Annotated in this window: 20 protein-coding genes; 13 read left to right on the top strand and 7 right to left on the bottom strand. The window is 43.6% G+C overall.

Going from position 1 to position 20279, the window contains the following annotated elements; all coding sequences use genetic code 11:
• Positions 1–21 precede the first annotated feature (21 nt).
• Together G7092_RS26795 and G7092_RS26790 are read right to left on the bottom strand one after the other, a co-directional pair.
• Positions 22–828 (bottom strand): helix-turn-helix domain-containing protein, encoded by an 807-nt coding sequence (locus G7092_RS26795; protein ID WP_166094656.1) that lies wholly within the window; start codon positions 826–828, stop codon positions 22–24.
• Between the two features lie 70 nt (positions 829–898).
• Positions 899–1783 (bottom strand): oxidoreductase, encoded by an 885-nt coding sequence (locus G7092_RS26790; protein WP_166094654.1) that lies wholly within the window; start codon positions 1781–1783, stop codon positions 899–901.
• Positions 1784–2093: 310 nt separating this feature from the next.
• Between G7092_RS26790 and G7092_RS26785 the strand changes: the two genes are divergently transcribed.
• The 7 genes from G7092_RS26785 (at position 2094) to G7092_RS26755 (ending at position 9311) form a co-directional block, all read left to right on the top strand.
• Positions 2094–4244, top strand: coding sequence for a DUF5703 domain-containing protein (locus G7092_RS26785; protein WP_166094652.1), 2151 nt, complete (start codon positions 2094–2096; stop codon positions 4242–4244).
• Between the two features lie 7 nt (positions 4245–4251).
• Positions 4252–5634, top strand: a complete 1383-nt coding sequence (locus G7092_RS26780) for a GDSL-type esterase/lipase family protein (protein WP_166094649.1) — start codon at positions 4252–4254, stop codon at positions 5632–5634.
• 801 nt (positions 5635–6435) lie between these two features.
• Entirely contained in the window at positions 6436–7014 is a 579-nt protein-coding gene (locus G7092_RS26775; protein WP_166094646.1) for a LemA family protein, read from the top strand.
• A gap of 125 nt (positions 7015–7139) precedes the next feature.
• Entirely contained in the window at positions 7140–7574 is a 435-nt protein-coding gene (locus tag G7092_RS26770; RefSeq protein ID WP_166094644.1) for a TPM domain-containing protein, read from the top strand.
• Positions 7575–7586: 12 nt separating this feature from the next.
• The gene (locus tag G7092_RS26765; protein ID WP_166094641.1) at positions 7587–8387 is read left to right on the top strand and encodes a TPM domain-containing protein; all 801 of its coding nucleotides are present in this window, start codon (positions 7587–7589) and stop codon (positions 8385–8387) included.
• A gap of 159 nt (positions 8388–8546) precedes the next feature.
• The gene (locus G7092_RS26760; protein WP_166094638.1) at positions 8547–9092 is read left to right on the top strand and encodes an NUDIX hydrolase; all 546 of its coding nucleotides are present in this window, start codon (positions 8547–8549) and stop codon (positions 9090–9092) included.
• 24 nt (positions 9093–9116) lie between these two features.
• A complete protein-coding gene (locus tag G7092_RS26755) occupies positions 9117–9311 on the top strand; it encodes a hypothetical protein (RefSeq protein ID WP_166094636.1) in 195 nt (64 codons plus the stop codon).
• Positions 9312–9603: 292 nt separating this feature from the next.
• Here the strand turns inward: G7092_RS26755 and G7092_RS26750 are convergent, their stop codons facing one another.
• The gene (locus tag G7092_RS26750; protein ID WP_166094634.1) at positions 9604–10062 is read right to left on the bottom strand and encodes a nuclear transport factor 2 family protein; all 459 of its coding nucleotides are present in this window, start codon (positions 10060–10062) and stop codon (positions 9604–9606) included.
• A 66-nt stretch (positions 10063–10128) separates the two neighbouring features.
• Between G7092_RS26750 and G7092_RS26745 the strand changes: the two genes are divergently transcribed.
• The gene (locus G7092_RS26745) at positions 10129–11853 is read left to right on the top strand and encodes a hypothetical protein (protein WP_166094632.1); all 1725 of its coding nucleotides are present in this window, start codon (positions 10129–10131) and stop codon (positions 11851–11853) included.
• A 322-nt stretch (positions 11854–12175) separates the two neighbouring features.
• On the opposite strand, the gene folP is transcribed toward G7092_RS26745, so the two are convergent.
• On the bottom strand, positions 12176–13042 hold the full coding sequence (gene folP, locus G7092_RS26740; RefSeq protein ID WP_166094630.1) for a dihydropteroate synthase: 867 nt from the start codon (positions 13040–13042) through the stop codon (positions 12176–12178).
• Positions 13043–13198: 156 nt separating this feature from the next.
• Here folP and G7092_RS26735 point away from each other — a divergent pair, with 156 nt between their 5' ends.
• The 5 genes from G7092_RS26735 to G7092_RS26715 all read left to right on the top strand — a co-directional run bounded on the left by G7092_RS26735 (position 13199) and on the right by G7092_RS26715 (position 17352).
• Positions 13199–13678 (top strand): DUF1599 domain-containing protein, encoded by a 480-nt coding sequence (locus tag G7092_RS26735; protein WP_166094627.1) that lies wholly within the window; start codon positions 13199–13201, stop codon positions 13676–13678.
• 129 nt (positions 13679–13807) lie between these two features.
• Positions 13808–14959 (top strand): BT_3928 family protein, encoded by a 1152-nt coding sequence (locus G7092_RS26730; RefSeq protein ID WP_166094625.1) that lies wholly within the window; start codon positions 13808–13810, stop codon positions 14957–14959.
• Between the two features lie 2 nt (positions 14960–14961).
• On the top strand, positions 14962–16020 hold the full coding sequence (locus G7092_RS26725; RefSeq protein WP_166094623.1) for an ABC transporter permease: 1059 nt from the start codon (positions 14962–14964) through the stop codon (positions 16018–16020).
• Between the two features lie 9 nt (positions 16021–16029).
• The gene (locus G7092_RS26720) at positions 16030–16551 is read left to right on the top strand and encodes a shikimate kinase (protein WP_166094620.1); all 522 of its coding nucleotides are present in this window, start codon (positions 16030–16032) and stop codon (positions 16549–16551) included.
• Positions 16552–16557: 6 nt separating this feature from the next.
• Positions 16558–17352 carry a PhzF family phenazine biosynthesis protein gene (locus G7092_RS26715; RefSeq protein WP_166094618.1) on the top strand — a complete coding sequence of 265 codons (795 nt, stop codon included), beginning with the start codon at positions 16558–16560 and terminating at the stop codon, positions 17350–17352.
• 1 nt (position 17353) lies between these two features.
• On the opposite strand, the gene G7092_RS26710 is transcribed toward G7092_RS26715, so the two are convergent.
• From G7092_RS26710 to rlmD, 3 genes are all read right to left on the bottom strand, one after another.
• Positions 17354–17863: a phosphoribosyltransferase family protein gene (locus tag G7092_RS26710; RefSeq protein WP_166094616.1), complete on the bottom strand. Its 510-nt coding sequence runs from the start codon at positions 17861–17863 to the stop codon at positions 17354–17356.
• Between the two features lie 64 nt (positions 17864–17927).
• Entirely contained in the window at positions 17928–18323 is a 396-nt protein-coding gene (locus G7092_RS26705) for a hypothetical protein (RefSeq protein WP_166094613.1), read from the bottom strand.
• Positions 18324–18455: 132 nt separating this feature from the next.
• Complete coding sequence (rlmD, locus tag G7092_RS26700; protein ID WP_202985437.1) at positions 18456–19865, bottom strand: 23S rRNA (uracil(1939)-C(5))-methyltransferase RlmD; 1410 nt, start codon at positions 19863–19865, stop codon at positions 18456–18458.
• Positions 19866–20279: the final 414 nt, after the last annotated feature.

The following is a 20279-nucleotide window of genomic DNA, read 5'->3' as shown; positions in this document are numbered from 1 at the left end:
TGGAGAGGGCTGGGGTAAGGTTCACACCCTCGATGGCGCTACACCAAATGTTTTTTTAAAAGCATAGGAAAAATGCGACAGATCCTCAAAGCCCAGCTCCAGGTAAACATCGGATGGCGCCTTGCCTTGTTCCTTGATCTGATAGTGTGCCTCATGCAACCTTTTTTGTTGTAGCCAGCGGCTGGGGGTAATATGAAATATCTTTTCAAAATCGCGCTTAAAGGTGGCCAGGCTTCTGCCGGTTAAATAAGCAAACCTTTTGAGCTGCACATTGAAATGAAAGTTTTTGTTCATAAAACCTTCCAGGTCAATTTTGCCGGGTTCGCTAAAATCAAACAGTACATCTTTAAGCTCAGGGTTTCCCTGTAGTAATATCAGTATGGCTTCGCGTAATTTGACCGACAGCAGATTTTTATCAACGGGTTGTTGGATATGTTCATAAGGCTGCAAGGAGTCGATGAAACTTTTATAAAGCGGGTTGGGTTTTAGTATGATAATGCTATCGCCCTCATATTGTTTTTGTGCTTTGTAGCCATATTCCATGCTGAAATTACGGAGCGTTTGCTGGTCCAGGAATATCGACACCGATTTAAACTCGCCGCCGGGAGGTGGCTGTTTCAGAAATTTAACCAGCTGGTTCCTGCGGCTCAAACGGAAATCACCGGGACCGGAATGGTATACCTTATCCGCGTCGGTAAGCGTAAGATCGCCCGAGATCTGAAAGCTGAAAGCATGCTCCGGAATAAACTGTTCGCCGCCACGGCTCCTGGTATAATAGCAGGAGTAATGGATCTCTGATTGCTGACTAAGCTGATTCTCTTTAAGCATATAAATCAAATTTAAAAAAACAGAACAGCATTGTGATAAAAACAATGCTGTTCTGTTGTAATAATGATAATTACTTTTTAATATTCATCAGCAGTTTGCCTGCTTCTGATTCCAGGAAATTTTCTGCCTCATCGTGATCTGTGGAAAGACTTACCGGCATCCATTTTTCCATTTCGGCGGAGCGTAAGTTATCAGCATTTTTTAACAAGCCGATAGCTTCGCTGCCTAATATCAGGTGAGTAGGCGGTTCTGGATGATCAACCAGTTCCACCATTGCTTTAGCCGCTTTATCCGGATCGCCTACGGGTACAAATTTGCCGCTTTGGAAAAATCCAACCCGTGCATCTACGGTTGATTCATAGCCTTCAACAGATGGGGCGTAGGTCATGGAATCGCCGGCCCAGTCGGTACGGAAGCCACCCGGTTCTACGCTGGTTACATAGATGCCCAGGCCTGCTACCTCTTTGGCCAGCGCTTCGGTGAAACCACCCAGGCCAAATTTGGCAGCCTGGTATATGGTTAGTCCCATACTACCTACACGCCCGCCAACGGAGCTGATCTGCAAAATACGGCCCGAACGCTGTTTGCGCATATGAGGCAATACCACGCGGGTAATTTCGATAGGGGCATACAGGTTGGTTTCCAACTGGCTGCGTACCTGCTCATCTGTAAAAGCTTCGGCAGCGCCAATAATGCCAAAACCGGCATTGTTCACCAACACATCAATGCGACCAAAATGGGCGATGGTGCTTTCAACCGCTGCAACGATCTGCGCTTTGTTGGTCACATCCAGTTGTAGCGGAAATAACTGCCCGGGATATTGAGCGGCCAGGTCTTTTAATTGTTCGGGTTTGCGTGCTGTGGCGGCTACTTTATCGCCTTTAGCCAGTACTGCTTCTGTTAAGCTGCGTCCCAATCCGCGGGAGCTGCCTGTTATAAACCAAATCTTTGTCATTGTCTTCTGTTTTAATTTTGTATAACAAAGGTCGGCAGTATTTGAGGATGCCGCTTTGTTGAAACGTTCAAGTTACTTTGTTGAAAAGTTCATTGAAAAGGAGTAAGGATTTTTGGATTAAGGAGCAAATACTTTTGTCCGTTTATCTTTTGCTCCAAAAATCCTTTATCCAATAATCTTTGATCCATTGTCCCCCTGAGTTAATCCTTTTTTAATATTTTATTAAGCTCAACGGGTTTATTTGTATCACCAATTAACCTATTATTGTTATTCCAAACCAATTACTAACAACATTCCGCAATTAAAAACTATGTATAAAAGACAATTAGGCCTTGGCCTGTTATCGATTGCATTGGCTTCAACCACATTCGCCAAACCGCTTCAACAGGATACCCTGCTTAACCAATACAATGTAACCTGGGATACGCCAGGACCTACATCGGCACAATCCATGCCTTTGGGTAATGGCGATATCGGCCTCAATGTATGGGTAGAGAAAAACGGCGACCTGGTATTCTACATCAGCAAAACCGATGCCTGGGGCGGCGAGCTTAAAGAGCAAAAAGATCCCTGGATGCAGCAAGGTGGCGTACTGATGAAGCTGGGCGCTATCCATGTTTCGGTAAGCCCCAATCCACTGGCTAAAACATCAACCTTTAAACAAATACTAAAGCTTAAAAACAGCGAGATATTGGTACAGGAGGGCGAAGGCAAATCGGCAGTAAAGCTGCGGGTTTGGGTGGATGCCAATCATCCGGTGATCAGGGTAGAGGCATTAAGCGGCAGCCCGGTGAACGTTAATGTAAAGCTGGATAACTGGCGCGCGGGTATTACCGATACTGTATTGAATAATCAGCAAAACCAGATAGCCTGGTACCATCATAATTCTCCAACTACCGATCCTCACCTGGCTAACCTGACTTTTGGTGCTGTGATAAAAGGAAAAGGGTTGACGAGCAAAGATGCTTCGACATTACAATCAGGAAAAGTTACCTCACAGCTGATCTCTATTTATCCTTTAACCGCTGTTGCCGGTAGTGGAGAGCAATGGTTGTCGAAATTAAAACAACAGGTTGCCGGGATAGAAAAACTTGGGCTCGAACAAACCCGTACCGCACATCAACAATGGTGGCGGCAGTTCTGGAACCGCAGCTGGGTGTTTTTACAGGGCGATGATCAGGCCAAACAGGTTACCCAGGGCTACGTATTGCAGCGCTTTGTTACCGCCTGCGCGGGCCGTGGTACCGGGCCTATTAAATTCAACGGGTCGATATTTGTGGTGGATAACCCCAACTGGAAACATGATGGTAAGCCCGATCCGCAGAATGCCGATTTCAGGGCCTGGGGCGGGCAATACTGGTTTCAGAATACCCGTGCCATGTACTGGCCCAGATTGATGGCCGGCGACTTTGACATGATGCTGCCCTTGTTTAACATGTATGCCAAAATACTACCCGCCAATGCCGCGCAGGTAAAACAATTTTATAATCACGGCGGCGCTTACTTTGCCGAAACCTCGCCTTTTTGGGGCGGCTTGCAGTATATGGGGCCTGATGTAAAACCGCTATACACCAACCATTATTTTACGCCGATACTGGAACTGAGCATGATGATGCTCGACTATTACGAATATACCGGCGACACGAAATTTGCCCAGCAAACCCTGCTGCCCATAGCCACAGCCGGGCTGCAGTTCTTCGATCAGCATTTTGGCCGCGATAATGAGGGTAAGCTGTTACTTGATCCGGACAATTCCATTGAGATGTTCTGGAAGGTACACAACCCCGCGCCCGATATTGCAGCCCTGCATGCCGTGATTAGCCGGATGCTGAAATTACCTGCTACCCTGGTTGATGATAAAACCCGGGCGCAGTGGCAAAAATTGTACAGCATACTTCCACCGCTGCCGGTAAGCGACGATAAAAAATTATTGCTGCCTTATACCGGTCCGCAAACGGCCAAATCATTCAATAGCGAAAACCCGGAGCTGTACTCCATCTATCCTTTCCGGCTGTATGGCATCGGCAAGCCCGACCTGGAGCTGGCGCGCAATACTTTTGATGCCCGTAAACAACGCTCCAAAGGCTGCTGGGTGCAGGACCCGATACAGGCCGCCATGCTGGGCGAAGCCGATGTGGCAAAAGATTATGTGAGTTTCGCGCTTACCCGCAAAGCGCCTGATCTGAAATTCCCGGCTTTCTGGGCATCGGGCAATGATTATCATCCCGACGAAGATAATGGCGGCAACGGTGAAAACGGCTTACAGCAAATGCTGCTGCAAGCCGATGGCAAAAAGATCATCCTGCTGCCCGCGTGGCCTGCCGGTTGGAATGCCGATTTTAAACTGAACGCACCTTACAATACCACCGTTGAAGGCAAAGTACTGAACGGAAAATTACAAAACCTGAAAGTTACCCCGGCCAGCCGCACGGCCGATGTGATTGATATGAGCAAGAAATAAAATCACTATGAAAAACATTCTAGTTGTACTCATCGCCTTATGCCTGGTAGTCCCGGCAGCGGCCGTTACCCGCATCACTTGTATTGGCGCCAGCATTACCTATGGCGCAACGCTACCCGATCCGGCAACACAGTCGTTCCCGGCACAGCTGGGAGCTCTGCTCGGTAAAGGTTACCAGGTAAGCAATTTTGGTGTGAGCGGAGCCACATTGCTCAGTAAAGGCAACTTCCCTTATGTGAGCACACCAGCCTATCAACAGGCGCTCAAAAGCAATCCAGATATTGTGTTTATCGATCTGGGTGGTAATGATGCCAAAGCTATTAACCGTTCGCACTATAATGAGTTTGAGGGTGATTACCACGTGCTTATCAAATCATTCAGAGAACTGCCATCGCACCCGCGCATCATTTTACTGCAAGCCATGCCTTCCTTTGAAAAAGATAGTGTGGGTATTTATGACCCGGTTATCGTGAACCAGGTGAACCCGCACATCAGGCAGGTGGCCTATGACGAAAAGCTGGAAGTACTGGATATGCATTCGCCATTGATCAATCACGCAGAATTGATGCCCGACAGGATCCACCCTAATATACAAGGCTCGGCCATTGCTGCCAAAAAACTGTATGATGCCGTGCTATTGCCGCTGGATAACGGGTTCGATATTTTTAAAGCCATCAAACAGCCTTATAAAACCGACTCGTTTTATGGTTATCCCTGTGCCACTTTTACCCTTGATGGCCGCGAATGCAAAGTGGTAAAACCCAAACGGCCCGCCAAAGGCCGTCCCTGGATTTGGCGGGCACGTTTCTGGGGGCACGAACCACAAACCGACATTGCCTTGCTTGAGCATGGTTTTCATGTAGTGTACAGCGACGTAGCCGAGCTGTTGGGTAACGACGAGGCCATTATCCGTTGGAATAATTTTTACAAGATCCTGCACGATGGCGGTCTGGGCCAGAAAGCGGTGCTGGAAGGCATGAGCCGCGGTGGGATTTATATCTATAACTGGGCAGCCGTTAATCCAACTAAAGTAGCTGCTGTATATGCCGATAATGCCCTGCTTGATCTGCAATTCCGGTCGGATTCCACCTTGCTAAAAAAAGATTTTAACCTCAAACAAGTAAAAGATCTGGCCGCCTTAAAGGCAAGTCCGCTGGACAAAGTTTCGCAGATTGTAGCCGGTAAATACCCCATGCTGCACCTCTCAGCCGATGAGGATGAAGCCCTTGATCCCTCCAAAAACACGCTCCTGTTTGAGCAAAAGGTAAAAGCCCTGGGTGGTTCTATCACCGTGATCCACAAACCCGGTTTTAAACATCACCCGCATAGTTTGCCCAACCCGCAACCCATTGTTGATTTTATTTTGAAGGCCACAGGAAGTGTTAATTAGTGAGTTATTGATTTAGTGAATTAGTGATTTTTTGTCTGTTTGTTTGATAAAAGTAGATCTACCTGCGCTCGTTTGCAACGAGTGCTTAACATGGGTTTGCGTTTAAAACGCAATGGCGATGCAATCGCCACTCCACAATAAGCGCTCGTTGCAAACGAGCGCAAGTTGGAAGAGCAGAGGATTGCGCGATTCCCTCCCTCGGGAGGGTAGGGAGGGGTTTATGCCGCCTGCCTGCATCACGAATACCCCTCCCTGCTACCACACAATCCATCGCCCCCCTCTTAAGAGGGGGGCTTAAAAAGTTGATTAATGCAAACGAGCGCAAGTAGAAAAAGTGGGTTAACATGATTTTATTAAATTTTAACACAGTTAATTGATTTTCAATGTATTAATAAATAATCAACCGTAAAAAGTGTAAACCATGTAAACCCACTTTTGGGCCAAATAGCCAGCTTCCCAGCCAATCACTCGGCTCGTGTTAAGGGGCCGCTGAAGTACTTTCCTCCACGTGTCATTGTAAGGCACGAGGCAATCCCCAATAGGTAGAGCCACTCTGTGTAGTATAGAGATTGCCACGTCGTTCTTCCTCGAAATGACATGATGAGGATACCTCGGGTGTAGGCCTTGTACATTCCATCTGCATTCCTAAAAATCATCTCCATCCTTTAATCGTGTACAATAAATGTTTTGATTATCTTTAGCGATGCGTATCTTGTCATGTTGTCATAAGCGGTAGCTGTTGTAACAACGGTACGCCTTTTGTAATCTAAATTCCAAAACATCACTAAAAAGCATCATTAAATGAAAAAGTTATTATCGGTAATATTAATTATAACAGCGGCTATGTCATTAAGCTCATGCAGTTATAATAGCATGGTTAAAATGGACGAAAACGTAAAAACCAAATGGGCGGCCGTTCAAAGCCAATATCAACGCCGCAGCGATTTGATCCCTAACCTGGTGAACACCGTAAAAGGGGCTGCTAATTTTGAAAAAGGCACCTTAACTGCCGTTGTTGAAGCACGTGCCAAAGCAACATCTGTACAGGTTGACCCTACCAAATTGACCCCGGAATCCATCAAAGCATTCCAGTCCGCACAGGGCGAATTGAGTACTGCATTAGGCCGGTTATTGTCGGTAACCGAAAACTATCCGAACTTAAAAACCAACGAAAATTTCCTGGGTTTACAGGCACAGATAGAAGGTACAGAAAACCGCATACAGGTAGCCCGCCAGGATTTTAATGCTTCTGTACAGGAGTTTAACACCAAGATTCGTTCGTTCCCGGCCAATATCACCGCCAAAATGTTTGGCTTTAGCGAAAAAGGCTACTTCACCGCCGAACCCGGAGCCGATAAAGCCCCTAAGGTTCAATTTTAATTAATTATTGAATTACTGAGTTATTGAATTATTGATTGAGCTTCAGCAATGCCTTTCATTAATTTATTCAATAACTCAGTAATTATTCAATAAATCAATAATTCGATAATTCAATAATTAAAAAGATGCCCGTATTTACCGAAGAAGAGCAGCTGCGGATACGCAAAGCTATACAGGAAGCCGAAACCCGTAGTTCGGGCGAGATCAGGGTATGCATCGAAAAAAAATGCAGCGAAGATGTGCTCGACCGTTCTGCTAAGTATTTTTATCAGCTTAATATGCATAAAACCAAACTGCGTCATGGCATATTGATCTATGTAGCCACTGTCGATCGTAAGTTTGCCATTATTGGCGATGCCGGTATCAACTCGGTTGTCCCTGCTGATTTCTGGGATAGCACCAAAGAGGATATGCTGCAGCATTTTAAGTATGGCGATATTGTAGAGGGCATAGTTACCGGTTTAAAAATTGCCGGCGAACAATTGCAAAAGTATTTTCCACATACCGGAGACAATAATAATGAATTGCCCGATGACGTTGCCTTTATGGATGGCGATTAACCTTTAAAACTCATGTTCAAAAAAATCATATTGTTCTTTACCCTGGTGCTGTGCGCTTTTACGGTGTTTGCCCAGGATTTTCCGGAACGATCAAATACGCTGGTTACCGATTATACCAACACCTTATCGGCCGAGGACAAACAACGGCTGGAAAGTAAACTGGTGGCTTTTAACGATTCTACCTCTACCCAGATCGCCATTGTGATCATCAGGTCCATAGGAAGTTACGATGTTAACGAATATGGCGCCGCATTGGGCCGTAAATGGGGTATCGGGCAAAAAGGAAAAAATAATGGCGTGCTGATACTGGTGGCCATTAACGATCGTAAGCTCACCATACAAACCGGCTTTGGCGCCGAAGGCGCATTGCCCGATATTGTAACCCAGGAGATCAGGGTAAATGATATCAACCCACGCTTTAAAGCGGGCGACTACTACGGTGGACTAAATGCTGGCGTCGATCAGATTATTAAATATACCAAAGGCGAATACAAAGCCGACAAAAAGCCACAAGCCAAACATGAGAGCGGCGGCGGCAGCGTGCTCATTGTTATTATTATCGTTATTGTGATCATCATACTCATTTTCCGTAACCGCGGCGGTGGCGGCGGCAGGCAGATTATTGGCAGCCGTGGCGGCGCCAGTCCTTTCTGGTGGTTTTTAGCCGGCAATATGCTGGGCGGTGGAGGAAGAGGCGGCGACTGGGGTGGCTTTAGCGGCGGCGGTAACGATAGTGGCGGCGGCGACAGCGGAGGTTTCGGTGGTTTTGGCGGAGGCGATTTCGGCGGAGGCGGTTCCGGCGGCAGCTGGTAGGCTGCGTAATTACTGAATTATTGATTTAGTGATTTTTTGTCTGAACCAGAATTTTCAGAATTTATCTATCAACTTCACTCAATCAATAATTCATTAAAAAAAACCTCACCAATTCTTCCCACCACTAATTCACTAAATCAATAATTCACTAATTAATACATGGATCTCACCTGGAAACTACTTTCATCACATTATATACATAAAGGCCCCTGGGCCACTTTACGGCTCGACAAATGCGAAATGCCTGATGGCCGCATAGTTGATGACTACTACGTTTTAGAATACAGCAACTGGGTTAATGCCGTTGCCATAACCGAAAACAATAAAGTATTAATGGTAAGGCAATACCGCCATGCAGCAGGAATTATTTCGCTGGAGACACCCGGCGGCGTTATTGATGGTGACGAAAAACCCGAGGAAGCCCTGCGTCGCGAATTGCTGGAAGAAACCGGTTATCAGTTTGATAATTTTGAATTGCTGTGCACCGTATACGGTAACCCGGCAACGGCCAATAACCAAACTTTTACCTACCTGGCTAAAGGCGGCAAAAAAGTTCAGGGACAGGCATTGGATGCTCATGAAGAGCTGATCGTTGAAGAATACACCCTCGCCGAAGTAAAACAACTGCTGCTGGAAAACAAGATAGTACAGGCTATGCACTGCACCGGTTTGTTTTTTGGTATGGTGAAACTGGGGGTGTTGTAGGAAATAAAAAGGCATTAACCATCAATGGATTGGCGTAATTTTTTTATAGGGGTTGCTTTTTTAGTTGCAACATTTTTCTTTTATAAAAGTCGAAAATGGGGTAACTATAGCGGTGAATTAGCTTTTGTAAATAAGGTAAATGTTTTTAGAACTTGGCTAGTGCTTATTATGTGCTTATTAACCGGGCTTGTATTTGTTTTTAAATCATTGCCATTTTAAAAATACTCACGTTAAAAAAGTAACAGCCATAAAAAGGGTATCATGTAGGGCCCGCTATCCGAAGTCTCTGACTTCGGATCACTATGCTTGTAGTTTGCAACTACCCTGTAGTCTGAAGACTACGGGCATAATCGTTCGAAGTCTCTGACTTCGAACAGCGCGGTTAACTTTTCAAATCCCCTCTTGAGAGGGGGCGCGTGGGCTTGTGTAGTTGCAGGGGTGTGTTCGTAAAGCGAGAAACATACCCCTCCACCTTTCTCAAGAGGGATTCCTACCGCCTCTCACTTAATAACTACTCCGGGCAATTATCTTTCCGCCGCGTATCCACAATATAAATAACCTTCCAGCCATCTTTGGTTTTCATCAGCTGGAAAACATCCACACCACAATGGCTGAAAGTTTTGCCGAGATAAAATTTGTAGGGAGCCCAAACGCTGGCCAGGTCGCCATCAACTTTAATATCCTTGTAGGTAACCTGCTCATCGTATATTTCCTTATGCGGCGTGCCTATCTGCTTTATAAAATCGTTAGCTTTTTCGGTCACCTGGGTTACCGAGCCATCCTTTTTGTTGGCGATGCTCTGGAAAACAATGTCTTTTGCAAAGGTCGATCGCAGCAGGGTACTGTCGCCTTTCCGCATAGCGTCAAACAAAGTATTGATAGTTTGTTTGATCCCTTCCTGATCCGTTTGCTGGGCAAAGGTTTTGGCTGACAGGAGCAAGGCAAATAACAGGAGTGCTAAACTTTTCATGATTAGATTATTGAAAGTTGGGAAACTAAATATATTCAAATTATCTTCAACCCATAAATCTCTTTCGTGAAAAAACTAACCTTACTGTTGTCACTTGTTATAGGTGCCTGCTTGCCATGTATAGCCCAAACTGTTTATGAGCCTCAACTATTAATATTGGCTCCCGGCGATCAAAATTTTGACCCGGCTTTGCAAAAGGAAATTGATGCAAAGAATGCCGAGCTTAACAAAATTGCTTTGCAGGCCCAGGAGGCGATGAAAAACCCCAAACCCGAAGATAAAACCCAACCTGAGAATATGAAACTGATGCAGCAAAGTAGTATCAGCTTTGTTCAGCATATGGATATTTTTAAAATGATATCTTTTTTATCGCAGGAATATCTTACCTACCGTTTTTATGAGCGATTTACCAATTGCCTGGTTTTATTGAAAGACGAAAAATCAAAAAATAACCTGGCCGATCTGCAAAAGCTTGCCCGGGAACAACAAACACCTTATATATTAAACTTACCCAAAATCGCCTTTTATAAACAAAAGGGCCAAACCAGGTGCAACTTACAACTGCAGTTGTATGATCTTAAAGCTAATCAGTTATTGATTGATAAAGAGTATCAGGGCGACTGGAACAATCCCGGATTTGAATTTACATGCAAACAAGGTTCTATTGATTGCGCTATCAATAACGCCATGGCAGCTGCCATGCCCGATGTACTTTCCCAGATAGCATCACATAATACAACTTTAATTCACGAAAAAGAGCTGACCGAAAAAAGGAGGACATTTATTGAAACTAATATTTATCCACAGACTGTTGATGCCACATTAATAAAACAAGTGATCCCTGCTACAGATAAGAGTATCAACCTGAGCGATCTGTACCAGTGTTTTCACAATAGCGATAACTCAAAATTTGTGGGATTCTTTATCAAAACCATTGATAAAAAAGATGCTAAATCTTTACTGGAGGATAAAGAGGATCAACATGTTAAGGTTATAACCTCAAAAGACATCCATGAACCGGGCTATCTTGATCAAAAGCCGAAAACCTACGCCTATATAGTTAAGGGCGTATTATATAATGGCAAATGGTATTATGCAAAATCAGAAGTCACCTATTTTGATGCGGCCAATTTGAAGGAGGGAGAATTGGAATACCTGAATAATCTGCAGCAATGGGCCTTTTTCAAAAATGATACAACAGAACCTGGTCCTGCTTTTTGGGAAGCCAAGCTATTTGAAAAAATAGCGGATAAACGAAAAGACCCTAACTGGGAAAAATATAAAGATATGTGGGCCACCGAGGAAAGAGAAGATCGGGATTATATCGGCTTATATAATTTAGTAGCCGACCAGTTGAAAAAAGAAAGAGTAGCCGAAGTCGACACATTTCGTGAGCAGATATCCACCCGATATTTTCTCCCCTTTTATAACAAACAGGCAAAATTAAAGCTAAACCATATCATTAAATTTGATTTCAAAGATTTTAACCTGATATATCCGAAGGACAGGCATGTTGTCATCAACCCGGTATCAATCGCCGACGAAAAAGGAGCTATCACCATACGATATTTTGTATTGTTACCCCAAACCAATGAAATATTTGAGTGGCTATTAGTAAAGCCCAATCCCTTAAATAAAGATGATTATACCGATAACCCCATCAGCAATACTATAAGCGCGTTTACTAAATGGAATTTTTCCTACCCAACGCTTGATGATAATGCTTTTTGGACTGATAAGGTATTACTCAAAGAAAATGGCTATTATAAATACTTAAAAAAGCTTCAGTAACCCTACCTGCCCAATAAACATAGAATACTAAAATATAGTTATTTTAAGGCATCTTTAAATTTCGTATCTTTGTATACACAGCAGCCCGGTTTTCTTTCAAAAAAGAGGAACCGGGCTGTTTTATTAAGGGAAAAAGCAAGTCAAAAATTGCCAATTTCTCAACTAGTTATTTGACAATCAATTATTTAATACTTTTTAAACTTTAAAAAACGCATCAAAATCGAGCTAAAATTTGTTAAAAAGTGTTAAAATCGACATTTTTTGAGCGTTTTTCGATGAAAAACAGGCCTTTTTTGAGCAGAAATTTGTTAAAATTTGAGGTTTAAAAAGTTTTTGAAGCGTTAACAGCTTCCCAGATTTTCACCGCTTCCATGGCTTCTTTAACATCATGTACCCTTAGGATATTGGCGCCTTTCGTCAGGCCTATGGTGTTCAAAACTGTGGTGCCGTTCAGAGCTTCGGCGGCAGTGGTTTCGAGCAATCCATAGATCATCCGTTTGCGGGAGATGCCAACTAAAGTTGGGAGACCTAGCATATCAAAATCATGCAGGCGGTTCATCAGGGTGTAATTATGTTCGTTCTTTTTGGCAAAACCGAAACCAGGGTCGATAATTACATCGTGTACGCCCAATTGCTTTAGCTGCTGGTATCGGGATACAAAATAGTCCAGCACCTCGGTAAAAACATCGCCATATTGAGCCAGTTGATTCATGGTCTGCGGAGTACCCTTCATATGCATCAAAATATAAGGCACCTGCAAACGGGCAACGGTGGCAAACATACCCTCGTCCAAAGTTCCTCCCGATATATCATTGATGATATGCGCGCCAGCCTTGATAGCAGCCTCGGCAACCTGCGCTCGGAAGGTATCAATAGACAGCACAGCAGCGGGAAAGGCCGCTACAATGGCTTCAACCACAGGCAACAGGCGATCAGTCTCCTCGGCAATGGAAATATCTTCGGCATTAGGCCGCGAAGAGTATGCACCGATATCTAAAAAAGCAGCGCCGTCGGCCAACATTTTCCCGGCTTGCTGCAGGGCTTCGTCAACGCCAGGCTTGCGGCTGCCGGCATAAAAAGAATCGGGTGTAATATTGATGATCCCCATAACTTTGGGGCTAGACAAATCTATGAGTTTACCACCCGCGTTCAGGGTAGTTTTTTTATGAAAAAATGTATCTTGGGTCATGTGTTTTACAAAGTTTAAATATTGTAATTTAGTTTAACTTTGCAGCATTGGCGTAAGGGCGCTATATTCAAACGTTTCAACATTCAAATATTTCAACTTTTGGCTAATACATCAGCAGAGTACGACGCAGTAATTAACACATGTAAGGGCCTTTTCATGAAAAAGACCCGAGACTACGGAACCGCCTGGCGCATACTGCGCCCGCAATCCATCACCGACCAGATATTCATAAAAGCCCAGCGCATACGGACCCTGGAAGAAAAAAAAGTATCTAAAGTAGGTGAGGACATTACCGGCGAATATATTGGAATAGTAAACTATTGCGTTATTGCCATGATGCAGCTGGAAAGTACACCCGAAACCGCCATGGAGCTTGCCCCCGATCATGTGGAACACTTGTTTGACGAGCGGGTAAAAGAAACCAAAGAATTGATGTTTGCCAAAAACCACGATTATGGCGAGGCCTGGCGCGATATGCGCATTAGCTCATTAACCGATCTGATACTGATGAAATTGCTGCGTGTTAAACAAATTGAAGATAACCAGGGCCTTACCGAAGTATCTGAGGGCGTAAAGGCGAATTACCAGGACATGCTCAATTATTCAGTATTTGCTTTAATAAAATTAGGAGTATAATAGGACTTTTGGAGCAAGGACTTTTGGAATAAGGATTTAAAAAATAAAGAGCAGAGATCATTGGGAAAAAGAGCAAAGAAAAAATCCTTGCTCTTTGCTCCAAAAATCTTTACTCCCATAATAATAACTATGAAAAACAGCTTTATTTGGTTTTGCAGGATAGCGGTTGGCCTGCTCTTTATATTCTCTGGACTGATAAAAGCCAATGATCCACTGGGTTTTTCGTACAAGCTGGAAGAGTATTTTGAGGTTTTCCATATCATGTTCCTCAATAGCTTTGCGCTTACTATAGCTGTACTGCTGTGCACATTGGAAATGGTTCTGGGCTTTGCCCTGCTTATCGGTGTTCGTGCTGTAAAAGTAGCCTGGGGTTTATTGCTGCTCATCATATTTTTTGGCTTTTTAACTTTTTACTCGGCCTTTTTTAAGGTAGTACAAACCTGTGGTTGTTTTGGAGATGCTATCCCGTTAACGCCATGGCAATCCTTCAGTAAGGATATGATCTTGCTTTTGCTGGTATTGGTGCCTTTTATCAATCGCAAAAAAATACAGCCCATATTTAAACCAAAAACAGCTGATAAATGGTTGATCGGGGCCGCTGTTGTTGCATTGGGTTTTGGCATATACACTTATAATTTTATGCCGATCATCGACTTTTTACCTTATAAGATAGGCGCTAATATTCCTGACGAAATGAAAATTCCGCCCGGCGCAAAGCTGGATGAATTTGAGGTAACCTACAATCTTAAAAACAAAAAGACCGGCGAAACCAAAACCATGAGCGATAAGGAGTACCTGAAAACTAATATCTGGAAGGATGCGAATTGGGAAGTTGTAGGCAACCCGGAAAGCCGGCTGGTTAAAAAAGGCTTCGAACCTAAGATTCGCGACCTTTCCATACAGGATGGCCAGGGTAATGATTACACTAAAGAGCTATTATCCAATCCATTCTATAGTCTGGTTATCGTAGCTCATGATCTGGATAAAACCAATGCAGAGGCTATTAACCGCTTAAACGCACTGGCTATAAACGCTACCGAAAATTATAACATCCGCACGGTATTGCTTACATCCAATTCGGCGCAAAGCGCGGAGGCGTTTGCCAAGGCTCATAAACTGGTTACCGAAATTTTTTATGCCGATGGTGTTCCGCTGAAGGAAATGGTACGTGCCAACCCGGGGGTGCTGCTACTTAAAAACGGTACTATCGTTAACAAATGGCATTATCATACAGTGCCCACTTATGATGCTTTAGTAAAAAAATACTTTCAACAACAATAACCATGATCCGTTACCTCATCCGCAAATTATTTTACGGACTGGCGGTAATGCTGGGCGTGGTTCTGGTGGTTTTTTTCCTATTCAATATTCTACCTGTAGACCCGGCAAGGATGACGCAGGGCCAGCGCGCAGATGTACAATCATTACAGGCCGTACGCAAGGAATTTGGTCTGGATAAACCCATACCCGTGCAATTTGCCTATTATCTGAATGATCTTTCGCCGGTAGGCATCCACTTAAATAATACAGAAGAACAGCAACGCTATCATTACGCCAAACTATTTGCCGTAAGCGACACCAAAGTACTGGCGCTGAAATGGCCTTATCTTCGGCGGTCATACCAAACCCGTAAAGATGTGGCCAGTTTGCTCATGGATGTTATACCCAACACCTTAGTACTGGCTACCACGGCCATGATATTTGCTATTATTATCGGCGTGTTTCTGGGTGTATTAAGCGCGGTAAATAAAGATACCTGGATTGATAAGCTGGCCATCAGTTTTTCGACACTGGGTATATCGGCACCATCATTTTTTGCTGGGATCATTATTGCCTGGATATTTGGTTTTGAGCTGAGCAAGTACACCGGCCTCAACATGTCGGGTAGTTTATACAGCTATGATCCGTTCAGAGGCGAGGTGATCAGCATCCGGAATTTAATATTACCGATGGTTACTTTGGGTTTACGCCCGCTGGCTATTATTGTGCAACTCACCCGCAACGCCATGCTGGATGTACTGGGGCAGGATTATATCCGCACCGCGAAAGCAAAAGGTCTTGGTAGCCGCGCTATTATTTATCGTCATGCTTTAAAAAACGCGTTGAACCCCGTGATCACCGCTATTGCCAACTGGTTTGCCTCATTGCTGGCGGGTTCATTTTTTGTAGAATATATTTTCGGATACAATGGCCTGGGGAAGGCAACGGTTGATGCCCTGGAGATGTCGGATTTTCCGGTGGTAATGGGATCAATCCTTTTTATCGCCTTTATTTTTGTGGCGATCAGTATTCTGATCGATATTATTTATGTTTGGATCGATCCGCGGGTAAAATTAAGCTGATATATTATCATGAAGTACTTTTTAGTTGGTTTTATGGGTTGTGGCAAAACCACCTGGAGCCGTAAACTGGCAGCCAAATTAGGCTATGAATTTATTGATCTCGACCATGTGCTCGAAGCAAAGGCAGGCATGAGTATTGCCGAATATTTTTCGAGCTTTGGCGAAGATTCTTTTCGTAAACTGGAATCGGAAGTACTGAAACAAACAGAATACCCCGAGGATGTAGTGGTGTCAACAGGTGGTGGCTTACCCTGTTTTTTTGATCATATGCAATGGATGAATGCCAACGGTAAAACGCTGTACATTAAACTATCGCCAAAAAACCTGGCCGACAGGCTTAGCAATAGCAAAACTGTACGACCGGTATTGCAGGGAAAGCAAGGTGATGAACTGGTGGAATTTATAACCGGTAAACTGGCTGAGCGGGAGAGTTTTTATTTACAGGCGAGCCACATTGTGGAAGGCATTGACATGTCTGTAGAGAAATTGGAAGAAGCACTGGGGCTGAACCCCAACTTTGATCAACAATAAAACGGAATGGAATTAGATTTTTTTCAGATCGACAGTTTTACTGATAGAATATTTGGGGGGAACCCAGCCTGTGTAGTCCCGCTCAAAAGCTGGCTTACTGATGATGTACTTTTAAATATCACTAAAGAAAATGCCGTAGCTGAAACCGCATTTTTTGTCATTAATGATCATGGGATCCATCTGCGATGGTTCACCCCTGAAATTGAAATGGATTTATGCGGCCATGCCACTTTAGCTGCAGCCCATGTGCTTAAAACCATTTTTAACTACCCCGAAGAGAAAATAGTTTTCAATACTATCAGCGGAGATCTTATTGTAACTTTTAATGAAAGTGATGGCCTCTATTGGTTAAATTTTCCTTCGAGAAATCCAGAACCAGCTTCGTTACCAGCAACAATTAAAAACGCACTCAATATACAGCCAAAAACAACGCTAAAATCAAGAGACTTTGTTTTGGTTTATGAAAGTGAACAGGAAATAAGGGATATTAAAGTTGATAAACAACTTTTTGATCAGATTAATCTTGACCCGGGTGGTGTTATAGTTACCGCAAAAGGCGATAACTGCGATTTCGTATCCCGCTATTTTACACCGCAGGCATCCATATTAGAAGACCCGGTAACTGGCTCGGCTCATTGCTCGTTGATACCTTACTGGAGCAATAAACTCAATAAAAAACAAATGAAAGCGCTCCAATTATCTGACAGAGTAGGTGAATTAGTTTGTATTGATATCGGGGATCGTGTTTTAATCGGAGGCAAAGCTAAAACATACTCAAGAGGCAAGTTTTGCACCGAATAAATTACCTTAAATAAACGGCGTCTTCCTGGCCATCCTCATCCAATACTACATCTACATGTTCTTTGATCACGGTGGAAAGGGCTACACCGGCAAAGTCGGTAGTAACAGGAAAGCTTTTATGATTACGATCGATCAATACAGCTGTACGCAATTTTTTGAGGGGCACATCTAAAAACACGGCAAAACCGTAGGCCAGCGTTTTGCCACTATTCAGTACATCATCAACCAGAATCACTACTTTGTTGCTGCATTCCTGAACATCAAAATCAACTTTAGCCTGCAGGGTACTGCTTTGTTTTTCCAATTCAATGGTCAGTAATTTGCTGGTAAAAGGGGCGATACCATCTAAAATAGTTTTGATCCTATGGGCAATGTGATTACCACGGGGTAATATGCCTGCTATAATGATTTCCTGTTCGTCGAAGTTATCTTCCAGTATCTGGTAGGCAATACGGTCGAGCTTTTGCTCTATCTGGTGCTGATTTAGTATGAGAAGTTTCTTTTCAGACATCTGGCGAATCATATATTTACTGATGTAAATATAGAAAATTAACTATCCAACAAAAGCTTAATTACTACTTCCCATACGGGAAATAAACAAAATTCGCGCCCTCGGGCACAACCACAAAAACGCACATAAAATCGTTGGGATTTTTATAGCTATTGATAAAACGGTCTTTTAGTTCGGGCTTAATCACGCCGCGCTCTTCAAATTCTTCGAGGGTGGAGGCGTGGATACTCCAATCGGTGTTCAGCTCGTTTCTGTCCAGGATAACCTCGCCTAGTTTCAGTTCGTGCTGATGAGCTATAAAAATAGGATATGAAGATAATCCTTCCATCATAATTTCGACAGCTACTTCATGGATAGATTCCTTAAATATTTTAAGCTCTCGTTCCAGGCTCAACAGCGGACTGTCCTGGGCTGGTTTTGGGCTTTCATTGCCTTCGTTTAACAGATCTTCGGGTTGCATATTGACCGTTGATTTTTTTGATTACTCTGATTTCGTTGATATTTCTTTTGTCTGAATCCTGATTCGTTGAATTAAAGGATTGCCTCAATTTTTCTCTTTCAGCTCTTTTTACTATGAACCATGATCTATGAACTAATTGCCCCTTAACACCAGCAACACCACATTTTCCACATGCTGTGTGTGCGGGAACATATCAACGGGTTGTATTTTTACAGTATCGTATTTCTCTTTGAGTACCAACAGGTCGCGGGCCTGGGTAGCGGCATTGCAGCTTACATAAACAATTTTTGGAGCTTCAATTTCCATCAGGCGGTTCACCACATCGGGGTGCATACCTGCACGAGGTGGATCGGTGATGATCACATCGGGCTTGCCATGTTCGGCTACAAAATCGGCAACCAGTACATCTTTCATGTCGCCCGCGTAAAACTTGGTATTGGTGATGTTGTTGATAGCCGAGTTTACTTTAGCATCTTCAATAGCGGTAGGAACATACTCCACGCCTACCACTTCATTTACATGACCGGCGATAAAATTAGCGATGGTACCGGCGCCGGTGTACAGGTCATACACCAGTTCATCACCTTTAAAACCGGCAAAATCGCGGGTTATTTCATACAGGCGCAGTGCCTGGATACTGTTGGTTTGGTAAAATGATTTTGGCCCGATGCGGAATTTGATGCCATTCATTTCCTCGTGGATGTATTCGGGACCCTTAAAGGCGATCACATCCTGATCAAAAATAGTATCGTTCTTTTTTTGGTTGATGATATACAGCAGTGAAGTGATCTCCGGGAAACCGGCATCAATAAAGTTCATTAGCTTATTGATCTCTTCTTCGCTTACATAGGCAAACACTACAATAACCATTACCTCGCCTGTTGACGAAGTACGCACAATGAGATTACGCAAGGCTCCTTCGTGATTACGCAGGTTATAAAAAGAGTAACCCTGTGCTATCACAAAATCACGGATGCTGTTACGAAGTGTATTAGAAGGTTCTGCTTGCAGATAGCAATGCTTTACATCCAATATTTTATCAAAACGACCAGGGATATGGAAACCCAGGGCATTCATATTCAGGGTTTCATCTTCTTTGTTTTCGCCGTCGTACAACCAGCGTTTATCAGAAAATGTATATTCCAGCTTATTACGGTAATAACGATCCTCAGGCGACGGAACAATATCCATGATACCATCCACATCAATTTTAGCTATGCGGCTCAAGGCGTCGGCAACAGATTTTTGTTTAAACTTGAGCTGGCCGGTGTAATCCATGTGCTGCCATTTACAGCCCCCGCAGGTACCAAAATGCTCGCAAAAAGGTTCAACCCGGTATTCGGACGGCTGTTTAAGCGCGACTATCCGGCCTTCGCCAAAGTTCTTTTTACTTTTGTAAACCTGCACATCGGCTACATCGCCGGGAATGGCTTTATCTACAAAAAGTACAAAATCGTCGGTTTTACCTACACCTTTTCCCTCTTCGGCAATATCAATGATCCGGACATCCTCAAAAAACTTCTGTTTGGCAACTTTATTCATCAGGGTGCAAAGTTAACCGTATTTATTTAGGATAAAAACAGGAGGTTAGAGATAAGTAAAAAGTGGGTTTACATGGGTTTACACTTTTTACGGTTAACATCTACGCATTTAATTGATAATCAATATATTAAATTAATTTCAACACTAAAAAGTGGGTTAACATGTAAACCCAGGGTAAACGCATCTGGCTAAAGGGATAAGAGCCGGAAAATAACAAAATGGCTATTCCCCGACTCGCTTTTGATTAAGGTTTAGGATTTAAAAGTTTGGATTCATGAATTAACAGACAAAGGAATATCCGTTCCGCTTAAAAGCGGACCATCAGAAACACAAGAGGCAATCAGGCGAACAAGCTCAAAATATAGGATACAAAATCATCGGTATCCATATCGGCTATATCAAATTGCTCATCAA

Origin of the sequence: Mucilaginibacter inviolabilis (genome assembly GCF_011089895.1) — a bacterium.
Classification (GTDB): Bacteria; Bacteroidota; Bacteroidia; order Sphingobacteriales; family Sphingobacteriaceae; genus Mucilaginibacter; species Mucilaginibacter inviolabilis.
The sequence above is the reverse complement of the archived record's forward strand: the minus strand, read 5'-3'. Positions and strand labels throughout refer to the sequence as shown.

What these genes read in the sequence shown, in the direction of transcription:
- G7092_RS26795 (WP_166094656.1), bottom strand. Translation starts at nt 828, where the DNA reads ATGCTTAAAGAGAATCAGCTTAGTCAGCAATCAGAGATCCATTACTCC.
- G7092_RS26790 (WP_166094654.1), bottom strand. Translation starts at nt 1,783, where the DNA reads ATGACAAAGATTTGGTTTATAACAGGCAGCTCCCGCGGATTGGGACGC.
- G7092_RS26785 (WP_166094652.1), top strand. Translation starts at nt 2,094, where the DNA reads ATGTATAAAAGACAATTAGGCCTTGGCCTGTTATCGATTGCATTGGCT.
- G7092_RS26780 (WP_166094649.1), top strand. Translation starts at nt 4,252, where the DNA reads ATGAAAAACATTCTAGTTGTACTCATCGCCTTATGCCTGGTAGTCCCG.
- G7092_RS26775 (WP_166094646.1), top strand. Translation starts at nt 6,436, where the DNA reads ATGAAAAAGTTATTATCGGTAATATTAATTATAACAGCGGCTATGTCA.
- G7092_RS26770 (WP_166094644.1), top strand. Translation starts at nt 7,140, where the DNA reads ATGCCCGTATTTACCGAAGAAGAGCAGCTGCGGATACGCAAAGCTATA.
- G7092_RS26765 (WP_166094641.1), top strand. Translation starts at nt 7,587, where the DNA reads ATGTTCAAAAAAATCATATTGTTCTTTACCCTGGTGCTGTGCGCTTTT.
- G7092_RS26760 (WP_166094638.1), top strand. Translation starts at nt 8,547, where the DNA reads ATGGATCTCACCTGGAAACTACTTTCATCACATTATATACATAAAGGC.
- G7092_RS26755 (WP_166094636.1), top strand. Translation starts at nt 9,117, where the DNA reads ATGGATTGGCGTAATTTTTTTATAGGGGTTGCTTTTTTAGTTGCAACA.
- G7092_RS26750 (WP_166094634.1), bottom strand. Translation starts at nt 10,062, where the DNA reads ATGAAAAGTTTAGCACTCCTGTTATTTGCCTTGCTCCTGTCAGCCAAA.
- folP (WP_166094630.1), bottom strand. Translation starts at nt 13,042, where the DNA reads ATGACCCAAGATACATTTTTTCATAAAAAAACTACCCTGAACGCGGGT.
- G7092_RS26735 (WP_166094627.1), top strand. Translation starts at nt 13,199, where the DNA reads ATGAAAAAGACCCGAGACTACGGAACCGCCTGGCGCATACTGCGCCCG.
- G7092_RS26730 (WP_166094625.1), top strand. Translation starts at nt 13,808, where the DNA reads ATGAAAAACAGCTTTATTTGGTTTTGCAGGATAGCGGTTGGCCTGCTC.
- G7092_RS26725 (WP_166094623.1), top strand. Translation starts at nt 14,962, where the DNA reads ATGATCCGTTACCTCATCCGCAAATTATTTTACGGACTGGCGGTAATG.
- G7092_RS26720 (WP_166094620.1), top strand. Translation starts at nt 16,030, where the DNA reads ATGAAGTACTTTTTAGTTGGTTTTATGGGTTGTGGCAAAACCACCTGG.
- G7092_RS26715 (WP_166094618.1), top strand. Translation starts at nt 16,558, where the DNA reads ATGGAATTAGATTTTTTTCAGATCGACAGTTTTACTGATAGAATATTT.
- G7092_RS26710 (WP_166094616.1), bottom strand. Translation starts at nt 17,863, where the DNA reads ATGTCTGAAAAGAAACTTCTCATACTAAATCAGCACCAGATAGAGCAA.
- G7092_RS26705 (WP_166094613.1), bottom strand. Translation starts at nt 18,323, where the DNA reads ATGCAACCCGAAGATCTGTTAAACGAAGGCAATGAAAGCCCAAAACCA.
- rlmD (WP_202985437.1), bottom strand. Translation starts at nt 19,865, where the DNA reads ATGAATAAAGTTGCCAAACAGAAGTTTTTTGAGGATGTCCGGATCATT.